The sequence below is a fragment of the Legionella pneumophila subsp. pascullei genome (assembly GCF_900637585.1).
Lineage (GTDB): Bacteria > Pseudomonadota > Gammaproteobacteria > Legionellales > Legionellaceae > Legionella > Legionella pascullei.
This window is the reverse complement of record NZ_LR134380.1, coordinates 2,118,130-2,135,624: the sequence shown is the minus strand read 5'-3', so window position 1 is coordinate 2,135,624 and position 17,495 is coordinate 2,118,130. Positions and strand designations below refer to the sequence as shown.

Genomic DNA, 17,495 nt, shown 5'->3' with positions numbered 1-17,495 from the left:
ATTCATTTTTCATGACAGTTTTTAAATTTTTTACCGCTTCCACATGGACATGGGCTGTTGCGGCCTATCTTTTGCTTATTTTGTTTATTTGATAACTGTTTGTCTTCACCATCGACATAAAACCAAACGGAATTATCCTTTTGAAACTCACTTAATTCATGAATATGTTTCAGCTGATTTCCGTCAAGAAAGGTTGCTATAAATTCAACAAACCCTTTATCTGAACACTCCATGTAACTTTGAATGATTTTTAAACCCAGCCAGGAGACATTTAGGGCCCACTGTTTTGCTTCTGATTCGTTGAAAGCAATTAGTGGTTTGCCTTTCATGGTCTGTTTAATATAATCGATTTTTGCAAGTGAATAGGCAGTATATCTTGAACGCATTAATTGCTCTGGTGTTTCAGGAGCTTTCTTGCTTTCCAGATAAATCCCACAACATTCCTCGTATTTATTTTGTGAACCACAGGGGCAAAGTGTCATTTGATTACCTGTAAAAACTGTTTTATGTCAATTTATAATTCGTTATATCACCGGATCCTGGATGATATTCTATATGGCATTCCATTATTTCTAAACAGTTTTGTCACATTAGATTTCCTTTCTTTTATAAAAACACGATCAAAGTGTGATTCATTATTAATTGAAACAGCAAACTTGTAAGGGCTAATGTATGAAAGTGATATGAGAATACATTGGATTTTAAGCGATTAGTTACGTTTTATTTAACATAACTCCTAATCTTATTGAAAAGGATTGCCTCGACTCTCATATTCTTGCAGTTTATAATTTGCCGGCATTCTATCCGCTAGAGACTGGCTTGCCTTGTCTAAGGTATCGTAGATCACTCCTTGAATAATTTCCTTAACAGGTACTGATTTGCATTTTTCTAATTCTGAAATCTGTATAGTCAATTTTTCAATTTCTCTTTCGCCAAATAGAGAATGAATCGGTGTGTTTTTTCTTATCTTAAACAGGCGTTGAATTTCATGCTCGATTTTATCTATTTCTTCTTTATAGGCGCTATACATTGCGTTTTCCATGCAATTGATAATTGATTCTATTGGTTCCGAATAATGAGTGACTAAGCTAACAAAAATTTTTGATAAGGATTCAATTTCTTCATAATAGGGTGTGTGGTTCCCTCGTTTTAGAAGGTTCATCGCATTGATGCTGTACCCAGGTAATAAAGCTAAACACTCTTCTCTAGAAATAAGTGGTATTTTTCTAGTAAATTTCTTAGGCATAGTGAACTTCCTTTTCATCATATTACATTAATAAGTATAGCATCATGATGATTTATTTTGATCATTATGCCCAATATTTGGCGCCTCGATCCAACTAATTACTAACAATCATACTTTATATTTAATGTAATAGTTCTTGGTTAACTGGCACATACCCATAGAGATGGAAACAGCAAGCATGATAGGGATAAGAAAGATAAAATTAATCCTGGTAAATTCGAAAATGAGGATAATCGCAGTTAAAGGCATCTTTTGTGCCGCAGCAAGAAAAGCAGTTGCACCAATCACTGCAAAGGCATGGATGGGGAGGGGCGGGAAATACAAATTCCAGATTCCACCAAGAACAGCTCCTAGCAAGGCACCATTAGCCAGTGATGGTGTTAATAAGCCTCCTTGAGCTCCTGCACGTAAGCTTGACCAAACGAAGACATTCCTCAACAGAAATAATAAAATACTTAAACCAATTCCTACTGATTGATCAAACTCCATTTCTGCAGGGCTTTTGCCGTTACCCAGTAAAGAAGGAAAATAAACTGCAAATAAACCAATGATTAAAAAATTAATTAAACAAGCTAATATCATTTGCCAGTTATGCATTGCTTTGCTGCGTTGTACTGTGGCAATTTGAATAAACCAAAAGGCAAAAAAGCCTAACACCGGACTGGCAAGAATAGACCAAATAATTAAAGGCGCACTTAATGAAAATTCAGGTAGCTGATAAATCGACTCATTTCCCAAGCCCCACCACGACACCAGAACTGCTATAGCAGAAGAAGATAATGCGGGGAGCAAGATAGTCCAATTGGAAGTGCATAGCAGCACTTCCAAAACAAAAACAGCCCCGCCTAAAGGCACATTATAAACGGCAGCCAGGCCCGCACCAGCTCCACATGCCAGCATAATCTTGCTTTCCTCAGGAGTTAATCCTGCCTTGCCAGATAGCCAGTAAGCAAAGACAGAGCTTACCTCACGGGGAGCCACCTCCCGTCCCAGAGGCGAACCCAAGGCAATTGTTATGATTTGCAAAAAAGCATGAATGAAGGTACTGAGCGCGGGCATAGGTTTACCTGATTTTATTGCTGATGCAATACTGACTAATGGTTTACCAAAGCGATAAAGTGCCCACCATCCTACGCCTGCAATTAAGCCACAAAGGAATAGTATGCTTATTCTTCGCTCAGCTGAAGAGGCTCTAACCCCCTCCAGAAAAGTTTCATTACTTATGATATGAAGAGGACTGTAACCATAAGCAATATGCTGAAGATAATGGAGCAACATGGCCAGGCACATGCCTAAAAAACCGGAACCGATTCCCACCAGAACAGTAACCAGAGCCAGAGTCGCTTTGGAACTTCGAAATAGTTGGTTCTCGACTGTAGTTAACTCCATTCTATGGGTTCCTTTTAAGGTAACTTGTCATCAATTTGCATATAAACGTAAGAATTTATTATTTCTGTATGTAGGTTTTTTTGCAAGTGTAACCGGTTAATGGAGTAGTTAATGATGAAATATACTAATAACGGTATTTTTATCATGTTGCATATATATTTGAATGTGTCTATATTCAAGTGATTTAAAAAACATCAATTGGCGATATTTTGTACATCAATATCTAATTAATGTACTTTTCAGGAGAGAATTATGGAGTCAAAATCAGAAGTACAAAAAGTGAGGAAATCAGAGAATCAAACAGTTATCTTTTCATGTGAAACTGATGCTAAGAAAGCTTGTTTGAGACTAGAGAAAGTAGAAGCATCTAATAAATCTGATAAGGAGGTATGGCTTTTACGTGAAAGCTCTGTACCTGGGCTTTTGGCTATTACCTATTTTAATAATGAAAAGGGCAAATATATTCATAAACGGCTTGGATTTTTGGGAGGAGAATGGAAGTTCGGACCCAATGATTACCATGAGGCTGTAGAGTTTTCCAAACGTGCGGAAGCTGCGTTTAGTAAAGCGCTCCCTCCAAAAAGTTATGAGAGTTTAATTAAAATATTAACCGAACATGGTTTTGATGTAAGTAAGCAAATCATTCCTAATCCGGATGAAGCTACTCAACATTCTCAATACACTAACTACACAGATGATGCGTTTATACAGTCATCAACATCCACGAACAGATATACTAATTTTTAATTTGAAATGGCCAATGTTTCTGTATAACAAAATTTAAAAAAGTATCCATTGGCTGTTTGCGATCTTGACAACACATTGCCTAAAAAGTTAACATTAAACATTGTTTTAATTTCCTGATTTTTATGAAGATAAACCGACAACTGACAAGTAGAATGTCTTGTATTCAGAATAGCAACAGGATGTCTGTTGGATTGTCGATTACTACTTTAAACTCTTTCATCTCAATTGTCATAGTCGTGGTGGTGGTCAGCTTTACCCTTTCCTCTGCTCTGAGACGGCTTCTCTCCTGACTTATCTGCCCCGCCTCAGGGCGATAACAGCAGCAGATAAGACTCAGCGGTTATTGAAATTTTATCACTAACCTGAAGCGAATAAGTTAGGAGTTATTGTGAACACATTTTCAATTAAGAATCCTTTGCTAGCTAAAACTTACCTCTGGATTATCTGGACCATAGCAGCCTGTTTTTTCTTTTATAAATATTTGATTCAGGTTTCCCCCAGTGTTATGACAGCTGATTTGATGAAGGCATTTCAGGTTAATGCGGCTGGCCTTGGGAATTTGTCGGCTTTTTATTTTTATTCCTATTTATTCATGCAGATTCCTGTGGGTGTGATGTTAGACAGGTACAGTCCAAGATTGCTGACAACCCTTGCAATTTTTGTCTGTAGTATCAGTACTTATATTTTTTCTCAAACCAATACTTTATGGCTGGCTTGCTTAAGTCGTGCATTGATGGGGGCGGGAGCTGCTTTTGCTGCCGTGTCTTGTTTCAAGCTAGCCGCTGTGTGGTTCTCGCCAAAACGATTTGCTTTAGTATCAGGAATGTTTATGACAGCGGCCATGTTAGGTGCTGTGGGAGGGCAGATGCCTTTGGCATTTTTGGTCCAACATGAAGGCTGGCGCAAGGCACTTGAATTGGTCAGTGTAATGGGGATTATCTTGGGGGTCGTGTATTTTCTCGTTTTAAGAGATAAGCCTGCGCAAACGCAGCCTATGTCAAACAGGAAGGAACCCATTATTCAATTGTTAAAACGTATTATCGTCAACAGGCAGGCATGGGCTTTGTCTTTATATAGCGGATTAGCTTTTGCTCCTGTTTCTGTTTTTGGTGGATTATGGGGAGTTCCTTTTTTGGAAAAGGCTTATCTCTTGTCTCGTACTGATGCGGCCCTTGCGATTTCGTTTATTTTTGTCGGGTTTGCGGCTGGAGCACCATTTTGGGGATGGTTTTCTGATTTTATCAGACGTAGAAAGCCTGTTTTATTTACAGGAACATGTTCAGCTTTATTATGCTTGTTGATAGTTATTTATAGCTCAAACCAAAATTTGCTTACTTTAATTATTCTTTTATTTCTCTTTGGTTTTGGAGCGAGTGGATTTTTTACCAGCTTTGCAATGATCAGGGAGTTATTTCCCTTGGTTCTTGTAGCCACAGTGCTTGGTATTATGAATACGTTTAATTCCGTGTTTGAAGCTTTATTTGAGCCATTAGTAGGCGCTTTGCTGGATTGGACATGGGAAGGGGGCGTGGTGGATGGTATTCATCAGTTTACTTTACATGGGTACTATTTTTCTCTTTTATTATTGCCGTTGTCTTTAATTTTAGCCTTGTTAACCTTGTTATTGATTGATGAAACATATTGTCGAACCAAGGAAGAGGTGGAATAAACTTCCTCATTATTGGTTACAGGTTATTTTTTGAGGCAGGAAACCATATGGGCCTTTTGCGTTTGGATTAAAAATTACAGTACATCCTTTTGTTTTTTGAGGTAATTGTTGTGTCAGTTCAATTCCTGTTTGATTGTAATGACACACAATGTAAATGGTATCATGAGGAGAAAACTTCCATTCCGCTTTTTTCTTATTAATACGGTTGGGTTTTAAGCTGGCTTGAGCTTTGGGATGGCCAGAATAAAAAGAAACATTTCCCAGATAGTTGTTTTTAATCCCGCTTAGGGTTTCCCAGCCATCCGGAGATGTCTGTATACGCTCAAGTGTGTTGATTTCTTTTGGGCATTGAGGGATATAAGTCCCTGCTTGTAAAAAAGCAGAAGATCCCATGAAGACCAAGCCAATTATCCTGTTCCAAGAACGCACAGAAGCCCCCTCATTGAGTAAATAAGTAAATAGGCATCATATCATTAAAATGATGAAAATGATTATCTGGTTGCCTTCATGTTGATCCTTGCGAGTAAAGTGAACTCAGGATCATTTTTTAATAATTCAAAAATTCTGTATAAATTTAAAGGCAGCAAAACTGAATGCAAAATAAATATAGGATGTAAATGATAACCCAAACCGTAAGTAATGAATGCAACATTACTACAAATGGCTATGAGTCGTAATGTCAGAATTTTTTTGACATAAAACGTTGCAAAGACTAAAGAAGAAGCTACATATCCAACCAAATCAATCATTGATTCCATTTTAACCTCCACTTCCAAATCCCTTTAATTCAACATAACACTGACTGGAGGAGATTAGCAAGTTTTTTAATCAATTCTTATGGTTTTCTTAAGTGCTGAAATGTATAATCGATGATCTTTGAGTTAAATATATTACCAAACGGGAATTTTTTGTTTATATTTGGAGGCAAAATGCCACTTACTTCGTTAAAAAAATTTTTAAAAGATATAGAAAATAAAAATAAAAAACAGCATCAGGTAAAACTTGTTTTAAAAACCTCTCAGGATATTCAATTATTTTTAAATGCCTTACGAGATTCAAGAAACCAGGGTATCTCGTCTTTATCTGCACTTGATCTAAGCGGCACTCATTTCACTCCTGCAGAACTGAGAGATTTGATAGGCGTTCTTAATAATATTCCTGGAATTAAATGTTTACGTTTGGATTCTTGTGCTCTTAACGATGGTGACACAGTGGAGCTTTCCAAATTAACTCATATCAAAGAATTATCATTGAAGAGTAACCACTTAAAGAATCGCCCTATGTTTAATACTATGCTTGAAGCATTGTATTTGGATTATAATACGGAACTTAGCGCAAGTTATGTGTTATTTAGTTTAAGTCGAAATGCCGCTACTCTAAAAAAATTATCCTTGCGCAATTGCGGTGTTACCGATGCTAATTTAGATTATTTGACTCGACCTGAATCCAGGTTAAAAAATCTGACACACTTTAATTTGCGAAGAAATAATATTACTTATCTCGGTGTGGATAGTATTGCTCATCTACCATCGTTGACTACCATTGATTTAAGTCAAAATACTGGAATTGCTGATGAGGGTGTATCCAGGCTTGCGCCTTTAAAACAGCTAAGAACCGTGTATTTAGATAATTGTGGAGTAGGGATAGAGGGCATTAAGGCAATTGCCAAAATGAATTTATACACTGTTGATTTGAGTTTCAATCCGGGATTAAAAAAAGAATGGGGATTGGATGAAATTAGACCTAATCACACCATACGAACATTGTTGTTAACATTTTGCTGCTTAAACGATAATCATGCCAAACTGATTGTTTCAAAATTTCCAGCCGCTACCAATTTAAATGTTGCAAATAATAATATGACTAGAGCTGGGGTAAAGGTTTTATTGAGTAACCCCATTATAGAGAGTTTGGATGTCAGTACACAATCGCTTTATGCAAAACCGACAGGAGTTTCTGGTAGTGGTATGATATCTCCTCGAATAATGATGAAGAAAAAGGAAATAAAACAACAGGAAAAAGGAAAAGTACAGGATTTGTTAGATACTATTTGTAATACGATCACATTAAAGAGTATTAGCCTGGAACATACAGGTATAACCCCCAGGATGTTATTGAGTTTAATTCCAGATGAAACGGATCACAGACGGTATCTTAAGAAAATTAACGGTATTTCCTGTAAAGAACTTAAGCCAAAATTAGAGCAACAAATTGCTTTGAGAAAAGCTGAAAAACAAAGTTCCCCTCCTGTTATAATTGAAATGAAAGATTCCAATCCAAGTGATTTAACGATTAAGCCTGGCAATGATTCTGAGACAAAGGAACAAATAAGGGAAGTGCATTTGCAAGGCCATCCTGATGAAAGAATAAAAGCTCTCGAATTAGAGAATCAAAAATTAAAGGATGAACTTGCACTGGCTCGTAAAAGAATTGTTGAATTGGAAAAACAGCCTTCATCAGGATCCAAATCAAGGAAAAACCCACCTGTACCAAGATTGGCAATACCTGTTATGTTTCAAGATTTTGAGAAACCCGGTAAAAATAAAACGGATGTGAATACCGGTAACTTCATGTCGGTAATCCCTAAATAGTACATTTGTTGTAAAGGCATTCAGCCTGACTAACATCCACCAGGATGTTAGTCAGGTATCGTTTTATTTTTTCTTGCCAAAAATATGAGTTACGTGACCAATAATGGTTTCAACGGCATTTCGGCATGCTGGAGTTTCAGAGAGATCATTGAGCATCAGGAAATCATGGATTGTACCCAGATGACGAATTGCAGTGACTGTCACGCCAGCTGCGTTGAGCTTATGAGCATAGGCTTCGCCCTCATCGCGTAAAACATCACATTCACCAGTAATGACCAGTGCTGGTGGTAATCCTTTAAGTTGTTCAATAGAGGCTTGCAGAGGGCTTGCAGTAATTTCCTTTCTTTTTTCTTTATTAGGCAAATATTTATCCCAAAACCACTCCATCGCTTTTTTGGTTAACCAGGGGCCTTCAGCAAATTCTTTATAGGAAGCGTTATCAAAATTGGCATCAGTTACTGGATAAATGAGTACTTGATAATCAATTTTGGGGCCACCACGTTCTTTGGCAAGAAGGGTCATGACACTGGTCATATTACCGCCAACACTGTCACCTGCGACGACTAATCTTGAAGTATCCAGATTAAATTGCTTGCCATGTTCTGCTATATATTTCATGGCAGCGTAAGATTCTTCTATTTGTGTCGGGTATTGAGCTTCCGGAGCTAAGGTGTATTTAACAAACACGACTGCAGCATGAGTACCCACTGCTATTTCTCGAACGAGACGACCATGCGTTTGATAATCGCCAAAAACCCAGCCAGCACCATGAAAAAACATGATGACCGGTAAGGCTTCTTTTGCTCCTTTAGGGCGAACAATGCGAATGTCAACCTGTCCACCAGGTCCTACAGGCAAGGTTTTATCCTCAACATCGACATCAGGTTTCTCGGAGGGCAAGGCTTGCAATTGATCAAATATGGCTCTTCCTTCAGCAACCGGGATGTCATAAATTGGTTTTCCACCTGCATTTTGTATTTTTTCAACAAATGCCCATGTTTTTGGTTCTATTTTTTTGCTTAAATCCATTTTGATTTTCCTTAATTTATAAATAGAGATGACTACTTAGGTATAGTATATTTAATTGAAAAATCAAGGAAAATTGAATTCGTTTGTGCATAACAATAACTGTTGGATGCTGTGTAGGATTGTGCCTGCAGTGAATTAAGTTTTGATTTGGTTTCAATCAAATTAATTTGCAAAAATATTAAATCAATTCAATGATATAAATTAGGTAAAATTAATTTATGAGTGAATTATGCCCAGATTTTTTGAGAAAGGTTCGGAATATTCAGAAGAAGCTATTTACACCGATTCCTTTTTAATGACAAAAATAATTGAAGCAGCAATTCCCTCTGCTGATAAGGGAACTGTTTCTGCAGAAAAAATGCTTGGCATGGTTAATCCAAATCAGATAGAAATAGTCTCTGGTAGTGAGAATGCATACCGTTTAATTGTTGATAAAATTAAAGAGGCTAAAAAGCAAATACTTATTCAAGCTTTTGTATGGGAACCTGGTACTCAGGTTATCAAAGATATCCGAAAAGCGCTTTGTGAAATCGCACATGAAGTAGAAGTATTTCTTCTGGTCGATCAGCTGGATCGCCTGGCTCAAATTTTCTATCATGGTGAAATACTTCCTAAAAAGCCTAAACATGATCCGGCCAGTTTAGGTTTAGATAATTTACCTCAGAATATTAAATTGTATATAGGTACTCATGTTCATAATTCCATAGCGTCCAACCATAATAAGGCTATCTGGATTGATGGGGATGTCATTTTAACAGGGGCTAATTTTCAGAAGGAAAATTATGGTCCTAATGGGTTTCATGATGCCGCCATGTTTATTCCTGGAGGTGCAGCAGAAGCGGTTTTTTACGATTTTAAAACCATGTGGGATAAGCGTACCAATAAATCCGATGCTCCGGAAATTTCTCCCAGATATATAGGACAGGATTCAAAAGAACCCTATGCAAATTCTTGTTCTGTACTCTATGTGACAAATACTATTAGACAGAAATTGGCAGTACTCCCTTTTTATAAGGCGCCTTTACCAGAGGATCCTTTGAATAACGCTTACATGGCTGCGATTAAGTATGCCAAACATACTATCCGGATCGCTGTTCCCAATTTAAATGCCCCTGAAATCATCCATGCCCTGGCGGATTTTATTAATAATAGAAATGGTCATGTCTGTCTATTAATGGGGAAAGGATTCAATGATTCTCGTGAGAGGTTTTATGGTGGAACAAATCAGAGCGCGATAGAATATTTTAGTTCCCTGCTTGATGAAGATAAGCGAGATAACTTGCAAATTCGTTGGTTTCATCGTGTGAATAACGATGAAATTTCTATGAGGGGAGAGGTTATCCATATGAAATTTATGGCAATTGATGATCAGGTTGTTATCTACGGTTCATCGAACCTTGATTTGCTAAGCTTACATAATAGCCATGAAACAAATATTGTAATTGATAACGCTGATTTTGCACAACGAGCAATAGAACAATTATATCTACCTGTCTTTGAAACGGGTATAACAGCGTCGATATCCCCTAAAAGAACTTGTTTTGTTTGTTCTTGATTTTATATGTTGAGATAACGCTTATATCAATTTAAACCTGACACATGAGTTCGATATAAAAAATAACTTCATTCTTATCAAAACTCATGCGAATTACCATCAATGTGTTTAAGTTTTAGGTGCATAAGCAGTGTCAATGCTCAAGTTCGCACAGGCCCTGTTATATAAATACAAGTAGCCTTGTTTTTATTATTGGTTAGCTTTTTGCAATGCTTGCTGCTGTACTTGTTTAATCTGCTCCTGTAGGGTTGTTTGTACTTGTTTAATCTGATCTTGGGTTTGAGAATTGACTGTTTGAATTTGTTCTTGTAGTTGAGATTGAACTTGTTTAATTTGATTTTGTAATTGGGTATTTAAAGCATCCAGTTGTTGCTGTTGTTTTGTTTGCATTTCCTGTAATTGAGTTTGAACCTGAGCATTTAATTGTTGAATCTGTTCAGCCGGTGTGCCAGTCAATTGAGCTGGGGTTTCATCAGCATAAGTTAGGTTAAACAAGGATGCCAATATCAAAGATGGAAGTACATAAAATATCATTTTATTCATTTTTTATCTCCATTAGTGAAAAGTTCTAATTATCTAATTTACTTTGTTTTCATAGAAATGCTAATTTAACTATAGCAGAATCAGGATAAAACCAGACCTGGCTGAGATACAATCGAAATAATTAGCTGGCATTTATAAAATATGGAAAAACCATGAGCAATGACTTGTGTATGCACTGTTATATTTCAGGAAGAGTTCAGGGAGTATGGTTTCGTGCTTCTGCCAAAAAAATGGCTGAACAATTGATGATTAGTGGCTGGGCTCGGAATTTGGCAGATGGTCGTGTTGAGGTTTTTGCCTGTGGAAAAGAAGATAAGTTAGATGAATTTTATACCTGGTTGCAACAAGGGCCCCTTAACGCAAGGGTTGATGTTTGTACGCGTGAAAATTTACCTTGGGAAGATTATAGAAATTTCGATGTTTTATAAAAAAAAGCCCATTGTGATTTAGTTTTTACCCATTTGGATTCATAATTGTTTTTTAAATTATAATAAGTTTATCCATTATGTCCCTGCCATACCCTGTCTTCCAATAGATACAAGCTATACTCAATAAAGAAGGTACAGCTTATGGAATTAAAAAGACAGTGTATTAACGGGGTAGCAGGTGTTTTTTTATCTTTATTGGCGGTGTTAATCCATCCACTCTTTGCTGAAGATGCCCCACAGTTTGTTAAAGGTCAATCCCAGTTCTCAGCGGCAAAGGATCCAGCGGATAGTAGCTGGCTTCCTGATATTATTGGCTTACCTAATGAAGAGCAAGTTGAAAGCCTTACCAGACATGTGGCTGAGGTGATGACAGAAGAGGAGGACACGAATTGTAATGCAATAGACTACAATCTCAGGATGCTTGTTTTTCAAAATTTTGTAATTTATCAGCATATGGCGAATGCACAACACCATTATTTCAAAGAAAAAATGGTACTAAAATATGCTCACGTTCTTGCCATGATTCTAAAAGAAAGTAGTGGTGACCCAACCAATGTAACGGATATGAATGGTCGCTCAATATCTACAAGCAAACCTAGTACTAATTTGCTACGATGGAGCAAGCTACTAAAACTAACAATGCAAAATGGAATTAAATTAAATTATCAAACTAATTTTGGACTGACACAGCTCTCTGCTGACAGGTTATTTGTTGCCTTTAAATTAGCTCAAGGGGGTAGTCATAACAAAGATTTTCTAGAGGGGAAATATGGTAATGCAACCCCTAACAAAGTAGATTTGAATTCAGCCATTGCCATTCGCAGGTTAATTTGGGTTTATCAGGGCTTTGCTCAAGGGCGATTAACACAAAACGATGAATGTATTCATGAGGAGGATATCTATAAACCCGAGTTTAATGAAAGATACCAAACTGGCTTGAAAATGGCTCTTTTGTACTGTGGTACCAAATTTTTGTATCGCGTTGATGATCAATATATTTGGGCTAATCAAAATTCAGCCTTTGAAACTGCTATGGCTTCTATTGCTTATTGCAAGCTGGGTAATTCAAAAACAGGATATGGCAGGGATGAAATGGATGAACGGTGTTTTGCAGAATGGGTAACTTTATGTCCGGCTTTAAATGTGAATATAGCACTCCTTACGCCGCTTAGTTATTTTCAAACCAGAAAAATTAAACCAGTGTGTATCGATACGTTTAATCGTTTGCTTACTAAAGAACCCAAAAATCGATAGCCTTCTTATTATCACATTGAACATTTAAAATCCTATCGTTACTTGCTGGTTACCTATTAATCTAATGAATGGGTTTTGATGACTGGAACACCTAAGTGGAGAGGAGTTTGGTCTGCATCTTGTAAAAAAGCTAATGCGCATTGATACGCCAGATTTTCTAGTATTAATCACAGTTTTGGGTTTGAATGCAATTTCCATCAGAATCACATTGTTGGACTGTCTGGCAGTTATACCCCACATCGTTTATTATATATGTTGGCGTGAAGTAAGCTGGCGTAGCATATACTGGAGCAACCCAGCCATAGCCTGGATGATAATTACCCACGTTTATGACATCGTTATGATAAGAATCTGGATGATACCATCCCACATAACCTGCATTTGTATGAATTCCACCTACGAAATGAGCTCCAGCACAAATCATAGAAGCAAATAAAGCAATGATGAAAATAACTGCGCGATAAATGGATAAATTCCATTTGGGGGTGTTCATAATCATCTCCTTTTAAATGAATTATTCCACTAATGACAGCCATGATTCTAAAAGTATAGTTCTTTTATAGGTCTATAAGGTTTTATATTGCCCTAAAGTAAAAAAATTAACTGATGCGATATAATTTGCTTAGGGGCAATGGATCCCAAGTAGTTTGCTAATATAGATATTTAAAATTTGAAATGTCTGAATAATTTATTATTATCATGCCATTTCATTTATGACATACTCATTAAATATTAGAGAAAGAGTGCTGTTATCACACACTGACGTTGGGACAACGCTAGAATTGACAAGCAGATTGTTTTCAGTGGTACAACCACAGTAAAAAACAGGAAGCGTCTGAAAACTCAAACAGGAAGATTAGAGGGTTCAGGTTGCGCCTGCAATCCCTATAAGATAGATTGCTGATAAATTAAAAGAGTTTATAAAAGAGCGCCCTGATGTTTTTTTAAATGAGATAGCGTCGTATTTTGTGTCAATGCCCCAGCGATTCATGCCGCAATAACGCAAATGTAGATGTTTGTACTCGTGAGAATTTATCTTGGGAAGATTATTATAAGTTTTGATGTGTTATAAAGAAGCTCAATATGATTTATTCCAGAATATAATTTACTGTTTATACAAACAGTTTGGTATTCCAATTATTGAAAATAAACACGACAACGAAAATAACAAGAAAAATCATTAACAGTCGTGTTAATAGATATTTTTGTGCCGCTCTTACGCCACAATTTGCCATTATTCGATAATGTATGATTTTGTAGCGAGTCAGATTTATACGGTTTTTTTTAAATTTTGCATAAATTCGTCCATTTTTTTTAAATCGCAATGGTTTGGAATCAGAAAAAAACTTGGTCCCATAGTCGCAAAATATCTGCTCGCTGGGGAGAATGGCTGTTTTTGCCTGAAAAAGACAGAGTTCTATGCCATGAATGGATAAGGGAAGTGCAATACAGTTAGCGTTCAGTAACGAATTAGCATCCAACTGTTCATTTTTCTTCACATCAGGCGCATGATTAATAAATCGGGTAATATTGCCTAAGAATTTTGCATCAGTATATAAATTAAGGGTATCGTTCCGGGGGAGGAAAGTATAGCAAAGATCGGTTGGTTTTCTAACAGTTTTAATGCCAGTATATAAAGCAAAGATCTCTCCCTTTTTTATAAGGGTTTTAGAATACAGACCAAAGTCAATGCCAGGTTTTATATAGCGCAATTCAAAACGGTTTAAATCGGTTGCTTGCTTTAAAAATTTTATCAGTTCTTTGTCATAGCTATATAATAAATCCCCATTAACTGAGGGGGGAAGATCTTTGAGGGTAAATGTGTCATCAATAAGTATCGTATCTGTGTACTTAAATGGCATTCCCAGAATTTGACTTAGTAATTTATTCATCTGGTCAATGGTAATAATTTCCAGAGCTTTTTTATTAGGATGTATTGAAAAATAAATGGCATCATTGTCTTGATGATTACTAAAATCCTTAGTGGGAGTTATTTTAAATACACAGGCTGTGGGGTTATCTACATGTATAAGAATGCTATACACATAAATTGCTGTATAAAATAACTCATCCAAAGTGCTGTATTCATAATGAAAAAAATAATTATTTATCGCTGAGTAAGGTTCATTTAACAAGGGATGAATAAAATCAGATTTGGTATATAACTCCTGTAGCTGGAACTTGTGATTATTATCAGAAAAGAGACATTGTTGAGATAAAATGTCAATAGTCACCGTTTGATTAGAGAATTTGGGGTTTTGATTAGTTAGAATAATTTGAACCAATTGTCACCTATTAAAAGTTCAGTTGAAGTTTTTATAAATTTTAATTAGTCAGTTTTGTCATTTAATCTGGCATTTTGGCATGAATCGAAATCGATGTGCTATAGCACATCGATTTAAATACATCTAACCTGTGAGAGCTTGAGTTTGGATTGTATTTTCTTCTGATGAATCAGGTGTCGGAGGCTGTTTTTCCTCAGTTGCCATAATACCTAATTTACCAAGTACTTTTGCATTACTATAGGGAGTGGGCTTACGAGAGTGTTGGGCTTGTTCCAAGCGTTTAACTACTTCTTCTTGACGCTCCAATAGTTCCTGATAGCGCTTGTTACTGAAGTTTAATTCTTCTTTGACGAAGCACAGCTCACGTTCAGCTTCACATATACGTTGAGCAACATCATTGAAACTTTGTTCTTTATTAGCCAGAAAATCGTTCAATTTATTTTGAAATGATTCCCTATGATTTTGATCGGTAATAGCAGTTTGTGACAATTTTTCTACAGTATTTTTTAATACTTGGGTAACAGACTCGGCTTTTTCAATTTCTACTGCCATTTCCTTTTTTACTTGATCTAACTCAGAAATTTTTTCAGATAATTCAATTTCATTTTTTGCAATTTCCTCTCTAACTTTGTTTAATTCTTCCTGATTTATCTGTAATAATTCTTCTTGAACTTTTACTTTTCCATCCAGTGTTTCAGATGTTTTTTCTAATTCTTCCCTGACTTTGCGTAAAGTTTGTTCGGTTTTTTGTAATTGTTCGGCTTGGCTGGTTAATTTCATAATCTTCTCACTAAGTTGAGTAACGTTGAGATTCAATCTATCATTTTCTTTATGAAAATATTCAATTTGTTCAGCAATTTGCTTACGGAGAGGCTCAAAAGATTCTATAACTTTTCCCAAGTTATCTGCCAAACCTATCATTTCTTCTTTCAGGCGATCAGTAATATGCTCTTCTTTTTGAACATGATTTTCAAGAAGCAGGGCACTACCAACATAAGTTACTAGAGTCAGGACACTAATCACTATAAGAGAGGCCACTTGAATTGCAATTCCAAGTATCAAGGTGGGAACAACCAATACTATTCCAAGAGTAATTTTTAACCATAACTGCATTTCACCCCAGTAGGCAGCAACACGGCCAAAAAAGCTACGATTTTTTGCCAGGGAATCTATAACTGCTGCAATATGTTTTTTGATTTGATCAAAATTTTCTTGGGTGGTTTCCAATACTTTCAGTTTTTTTACTAATATTTCCGTGTCTTCTTCAGGGAGGGATTGGTCTTTGGATGTATTATTCTCTTCTATTGCATCAACAGATAAATTTGTTTTTGGAGTGTCTGTCATGATTCATATTCCTTTATTTCCATTTTGACTACATTCAACCCGAAAGAGCTTGTAATATACTTCCTTCTGGTTCAATCCCATGAGTTCCCTGAACAGGTCAAACATTCCTGATTCTATCGAATAATTTTAAGCCAGTCATTATTTTTTTAGAGCGGCATCAGAGAAAAGGATATTTTAAATTCAACCAGGAAGTTGGTGGTTTTTTCTGACGGGCTGATCCATCAACCGATTGGTTAATGCAATGGCCAAGGCTGAAACAATTAAAGTTAAATGAATCACAACCTGCCACATAATGGAATAATTGCTAAGCTTTGCAGGGTCTATAAAAGTTCTTAAAAGATGAATCGAAGAGATACCAATCAGTGAAAGAGCCAGTTTGATTTTCATGGCTCCTGCATCAAAATGGTCAAGCCATTCAGGTTGATCGGGGTGGGAATCCAATTGCAAATGGGATACAAAGGTCTCATAGCCGCCCATAACTACCATAATCAGAAGGTTCGCAATCATGACAACGTCAATAAGATCCAATACTCCAAGCATAATATGGGTATCATCCAGACCTTTAAGATGAAAAATGAGTTCGAATAATTCAATAATGAAGCGATATACATATCCGGCCAGTATCAAGATCAGTCCTAGATACAAAGGAAGTTGCAGCCATCTTCCCATAAAAATAAGATTACTGATGCCAAGTTTGATTCGATTCATTTGCCGATTCACTACAAAATAAAACTCATGGAATGACGTTATAATAAGCTTTCCTGAAGGTTTTGTTAATACTTTTTATACTCATACTATATATAATCTGCTCATATCTAAATTGTGCTTAAATGTTATACTCTTGGGACAATCAACAGCCTTATTTGCCATTGGCATGATTGTTATTTAAACTAACTTGTTGATTAATAAAAAATATAATTTTCTGTAGTTAAGGATAATTGATGAAATATTTACATACCATGGTCAGAGTTGCGAATTTAGAACAATCACTCGATTTTTATTGTAATAAATTGGGATTGATAGAAGTAAAACGAACTGAAAATGCCAAAGGCCGTTTTACCTTGGTATTTTTAGCTGCTCCTGATGATATGGAACAAGTTAAAAATTCCTATGGCCCAATGCTGGAGTTAACTTATAACTGGGATCCAGAAAACTACACAGAGGGAAGAAACTTTGGTCACTTGGCGTATCATGTGGAGAATATCTACAAAATTTGTGAACATTTACAGGAGTCTGGTGTAGTCATTAATAGACCGCCCAGAGATGGTCACATGGCTTTTATTCGCTCTCCTGACAATATTTCTATAGAATTATTGCAAAAGGGTGAGCCTTTACCAAAGCAGGAACCATGGCTATCAGCACCCAATATTGGGCATTGGTAACCTGACAATTGCCTTCTGGTAGTGAAAGGCTGA

General features: G+C 36.3%; 18 protein-coding genes. 7 read left to right on the top strand and 11 right to left on the bottom strand.

The window, feature by feature from the left end; all coding sequences use genetic code 11:
* Positions 1-2 precede the first annotated feature (2 nt).
* The 3 genes from EL201_RS09725 to EL201_RS09715 form a co-directional block, all read right to left on the bottom strand.
* The gene (locus tag EL201_RS09725; RefSeq protein WP_027222074.1) at positions 3-482 is read right to left on the bottom strand and encodes a YchJ family protein; all 480 of its coding nucleotides are present in this window, start codon (positions 480-482) and stop codon (positions 3-5) included.
* Between the two features lie 260 nt (positions 483-742).
* Positions 743-1,246 (bottom strand): hypothetical protein, encoded by a 504-nt coding sequence (locus EL201_RS09720; protein WP_027222073.1) that lies wholly within the window; start codon positions 1,244-1,246, stop codon positions 743-745.
* A 108-nt stretch (positions 1,247-1,354) separates the two neighbouring features.
* A complete protein-coding gene (locus EL201_RS09715) occupies positions 1,355-2,635 on the bottom strand; it encodes a chloride channel protein (protein WP_027222072.1) in 1,281 nt (426 codons plus the stop codon).
* A gap of 252 nt (positions 2,636-2,887) precedes the next feature.
* Between EL201_RS09715 and EL201_RS09710 the strand changes: the two genes are divergently transcribed.
* A complete protein-coding gene (locus EL201_RS09710; protein ID WP_027222071.1) occupies positions 2,888-3,382 on the top strand; it encodes a hypothetical protein in 495 nt (164 codons plus the stop codon).
* 388 nt (positions 3,383-3,770) lie between these two features.
* Positions 3,771-5,051, top strand: a complete 1,281-nt coding sequence (locus tag EL201_RS09705; RefSeq protein WP_027222070.1) for an MFS transporter — start codon at positions 3,771-3,773, stop codon at positions 5,049-5,051.
* A 9-nt stretch (positions 5,052-5,060) separates the two neighbouring features.
* On the opposite strand, the gene EL201_RS09700 is transcribed toward EL201_RS09705, so the two are convergent.
* A complete protein-coding gene (locus EL201_RS09700; protein ID WP_027222069.1) occupies positions 5,061-5,480 on the bottom strand; it encodes an STY0301 family protein in 420 nt (139 codons plus the stop codon).
* 62 nt (positions 5,481-5,542) lie between these two features.
* A complete protein-coding gene (locus EL201_RS09695) occupies positions 5,543-5,809 on the bottom strand; it encodes a hypothetical protein (protein ID WP_027222068.1) in 267 nt (88 codons plus the stop codon).
* Between the two features lie 171 nt (positions 5,810-5,980).
* On the opposite strand from EL201_RS09695, the gene EL201_RS09690 reads away from it, so the two are divergent.
* The gene (locus tag EL201_RS09690; protein WP_027222067.1) at positions 5,981-7,642 is read left to right on the top strand and encodes a leucine-rich repeat domain-containing protein; all 1,662 of its coding nucleotides are present in this window, start codon (positions 5,981-5,983) and stop codon (positions 7,640-7,642) included.
* Between the two features lie 63 nt (positions 7,643-7,705).
* On the opposite strand, the gene EL201_RS09685 is transcribed toward EL201_RS09690, so the two are convergent.
* Positions 7,706-8,671 carry an alpha/beta hydrolase gene (locus tag EL201_RS09685; protein ID WP_027222066.1) on the bottom strand — a complete coding sequence of 322 codons (966 nt, stop codon included), beginning with the start codon at positions 8,669-8,671 and terminating at the stop codon, positions 7,706-7,708.
* Between the two features lie 229 nt (positions 8,672-8,900).
* Here EL201_RS09685 and EL201_RS09680 point away from each other — a divergent pair, with 229 nt between their 5' ends.
* Positions 8,901-10,226: a phospholipase D-like domain-containing protein gene (locus EL201_RS09680; protein WP_027222065.1), complete on the top strand. Its 1,326-nt coding sequence runs from the start codon at positions 8,901-8,903 to the stop codon at positions 10,224-10,226.
* A 189-nt stretch (positions 10,227-10,415) separates the two neighbouring features.
* Here the strand turns inward: EL201_RS09680 and EL201_RS09675 are convergent, their stop codons facing one another.
* Positions 10,416-10,769: a hypothetical protein gene (locus tag EL201_RS09675; RefSeq protein WP_027222064.1), complete on the bottom strand. Its 354-nt coding sequence runs from the start codon at positions 10,767-10,769 to the stop codon at positions 10,416-10,418.
* Positions 10,770-10,921: 152 nt separating this feature from the next.
* Here EL201_RS09675 and EL201_RS09670 point away from each other — a divergent pair, with 152 nt between their 5' ends.
* Both EL201_RS09670 and EL201_RS09665 read left to right on the top strand, forming a co-directional pair.
* Positions 10,922-11,197: an acylphosphatase gene (locus EL201_RS09670; RefSeq protein WP_027222063.1), complete on the top strand. Its 276-nt coding sequence runs from the start codon at positions 10,922-10,924 to the stop codon at positions 11,195-11,197.
* A gap of 141 nt (positions 11,198-11,338) precedes the next feature.
* Positions 11,339-12,451 (top strand): hypothetical protein, encoded by a 1,113-nt coding sequence (locus tag EL201_RS09665; RefSeq protein ID WP_027222062.1) that lies wholly within the window; start codon positions 11,339-11,341, stop codon positions 12,449-12,451.
* 163 nt (positions 12,452-12,614) lie between these two features.
* Here the strand turns inward: EL201_RS09665 and EL201_RS09660 are convergent, their stop codons facing one another.
* The 4 genes from EL201_RS09660 to EL201_RS09640 all read right to left on the bottom strand — a co-directional run bounded on the left by EL201_RS09660 (position 12,615) and on the right by EL201_RS09640 (position 16,788).
* On the bottom strand, positions 12,615-12,944 hold the full coding sequence (locus tag EL201_RS09660; RefSeq protein ID WP_027222061.1) for a hypothetical protein: 330 nt from the start codon (positions 12,942-12,944) through the stop codon (positions 12,615-12,617).
* Positions 12,945-13,563: 619 nt separating this feature from the next.
* Positions 13,564-14,736, bottom strand: a complete 1,173-nt coding sequence (locus EL201_RS09650; protein WP_027222060.1) for an SET domain-containing protein-lysine N-methyltransferase — start codon at positions 14,734-14,736, stop codon at positions 13,564-13,566.
* 123 nt (positions 14,737-14,859) lie between these two features.
* On the bottom strand, positions 14,860-16,080 hold the full coding sequence (locus EL201_RS09645) for a LegC2/C7 family Dot/Icm T4SS effector (protein WP_027222059.1): 1,221 nt from the start codon (positions 16,078-16,080) through the stop codon (positions 14,860-14,862).
* 180 nt (positions 16,081-16,260) lie between these two features.
* On the bottom strand, positions 16,261-16,788 hold the full coding sequence (locus tag EL201_RS09640) for a TIGR00645 family protein (RefSeq protein WP_027222058.1): 528 nt from the start codon (positions 16,786-16,788) through the stop codon (positions 16,261-16,263).
* Between the two features lie 233 nt (positions 16,789-17,021).
* Here EL201_RS09640 and EL201_RS09635 point away from each other — a divergent pair, with 233 nt between their 5' ends.
* Entirely contained in the window at positions 17,022-17,462 is a 441-nt protein-coding gene (locus EL201_RS09635; protein WP_027222057.1) for a VOC family protein, read from the top strand.
* Positions 17,463-17,495: the final 33 nt, after the last annotated feature.

Bases quoted from the DNA above. Each gene is read 5' to 3' on its own strand.
- EL201_RS09725 (WP_027222074.1), bottom strand. From the start codon at position 482: ATGACACTTTGCCCCTGTGGTTCACAAAATAAATACGAGGAATGTTGT.
- EL201_RS09720 (WP_027222073.1), bottom strand. From the start codon at position 1,246: ATGCCTAAGAAATTTACTAGAAAAATACCACTTATTTCTAGAGAAGAG.
- EL201_RS09715 (WP_027222072.1), bottom strand. From the start codon at position 2,635: ATGGAGTTAACTACAGTCGAGAACCAACTATTTCGAAGTTCCAAAGCG.
- EL201_RS09710 (WP_027222071.1), top strand. From the start codon at position 2,888: ATGGAGTCAAAATCAGAAGTACAAAAAGTGAGGAAATCAGAGAATCAA.
- EL201_RS09695 (WP_027222068.1), bottom strand. From the start codon at position 5,809: ATGGAATCAATGATTGATTTGGTTGGATATGTAGCTTCTTCTTTAGTC.
- EL201_RS09690 (WP_027222067.1), top strand. From the start codon at position 5,981: ATGCCACTTACTTCGTTAAAAAAATTTTTAAAAGATATAGAAAATAAA.
- EL201_RS09685 (WP_027222066.1), bottom strand. From the start codon at position 8,671: ATGGATTTAAGCAAAAAAATAGAACCAAAAACATGGGCATTTGTTGAA.
- EL201_RS09680 (WP_027222065.1), top strand. From the start codon at position 8,901: ATGCCCAGATTTTTTGAGAAAGGTTCGGAATATTCAGAAGAAGCTATT.
- EL201_RS09675 (WP_027222064.1), bottom strand. From the start codon at position 10,769: ATGAATAAAATGATATTTTATGTACTTCCATCTTTGATATTGGCATCC.
- EL201_RS09670 (WP_027222063.1), top strand. From the start codon at position 10,922: ATGAGCAATGACTTGTGTATGCACTGTTATATTTCAGGAAGAGTTCAG.
- EL201_RS09665 (WP_027222062.1), top strand. From the start codon at position 11,339: ATGGAATTAAAAAGACAGTGTATTAACGGGGTAGCAGGTGTTTTTTTA.
- EL201_RS09660 (WP_027222061.1), bottom strand. From the start codon at position 12,944: ATGAACACCCCCAAATGGAATTTATCCATTTATCGCGCAGTTATTTTC.
- EL201_RS09645 (WP_027222059.1), bottom strand. From the start codon at position 16,080: ATGACAGACACTCCAAAAACAAATTTATCTGTTGATGCAATAGAAGAG.
- EL201_RS09640 (WP_027222058.1), bottom strand. From the start codon at position 16,788: ATGAATCGAATCAAACTTGGCATCAGTAATCTTATTTTTATGGGAAGA.
- EL201_RS09635 (WP_027222057.1), top strand. From the start codon at position 17,022: ATGAAATATTTACATACCATGGTCAGAGTTGCGAATTTAGAACAATCA.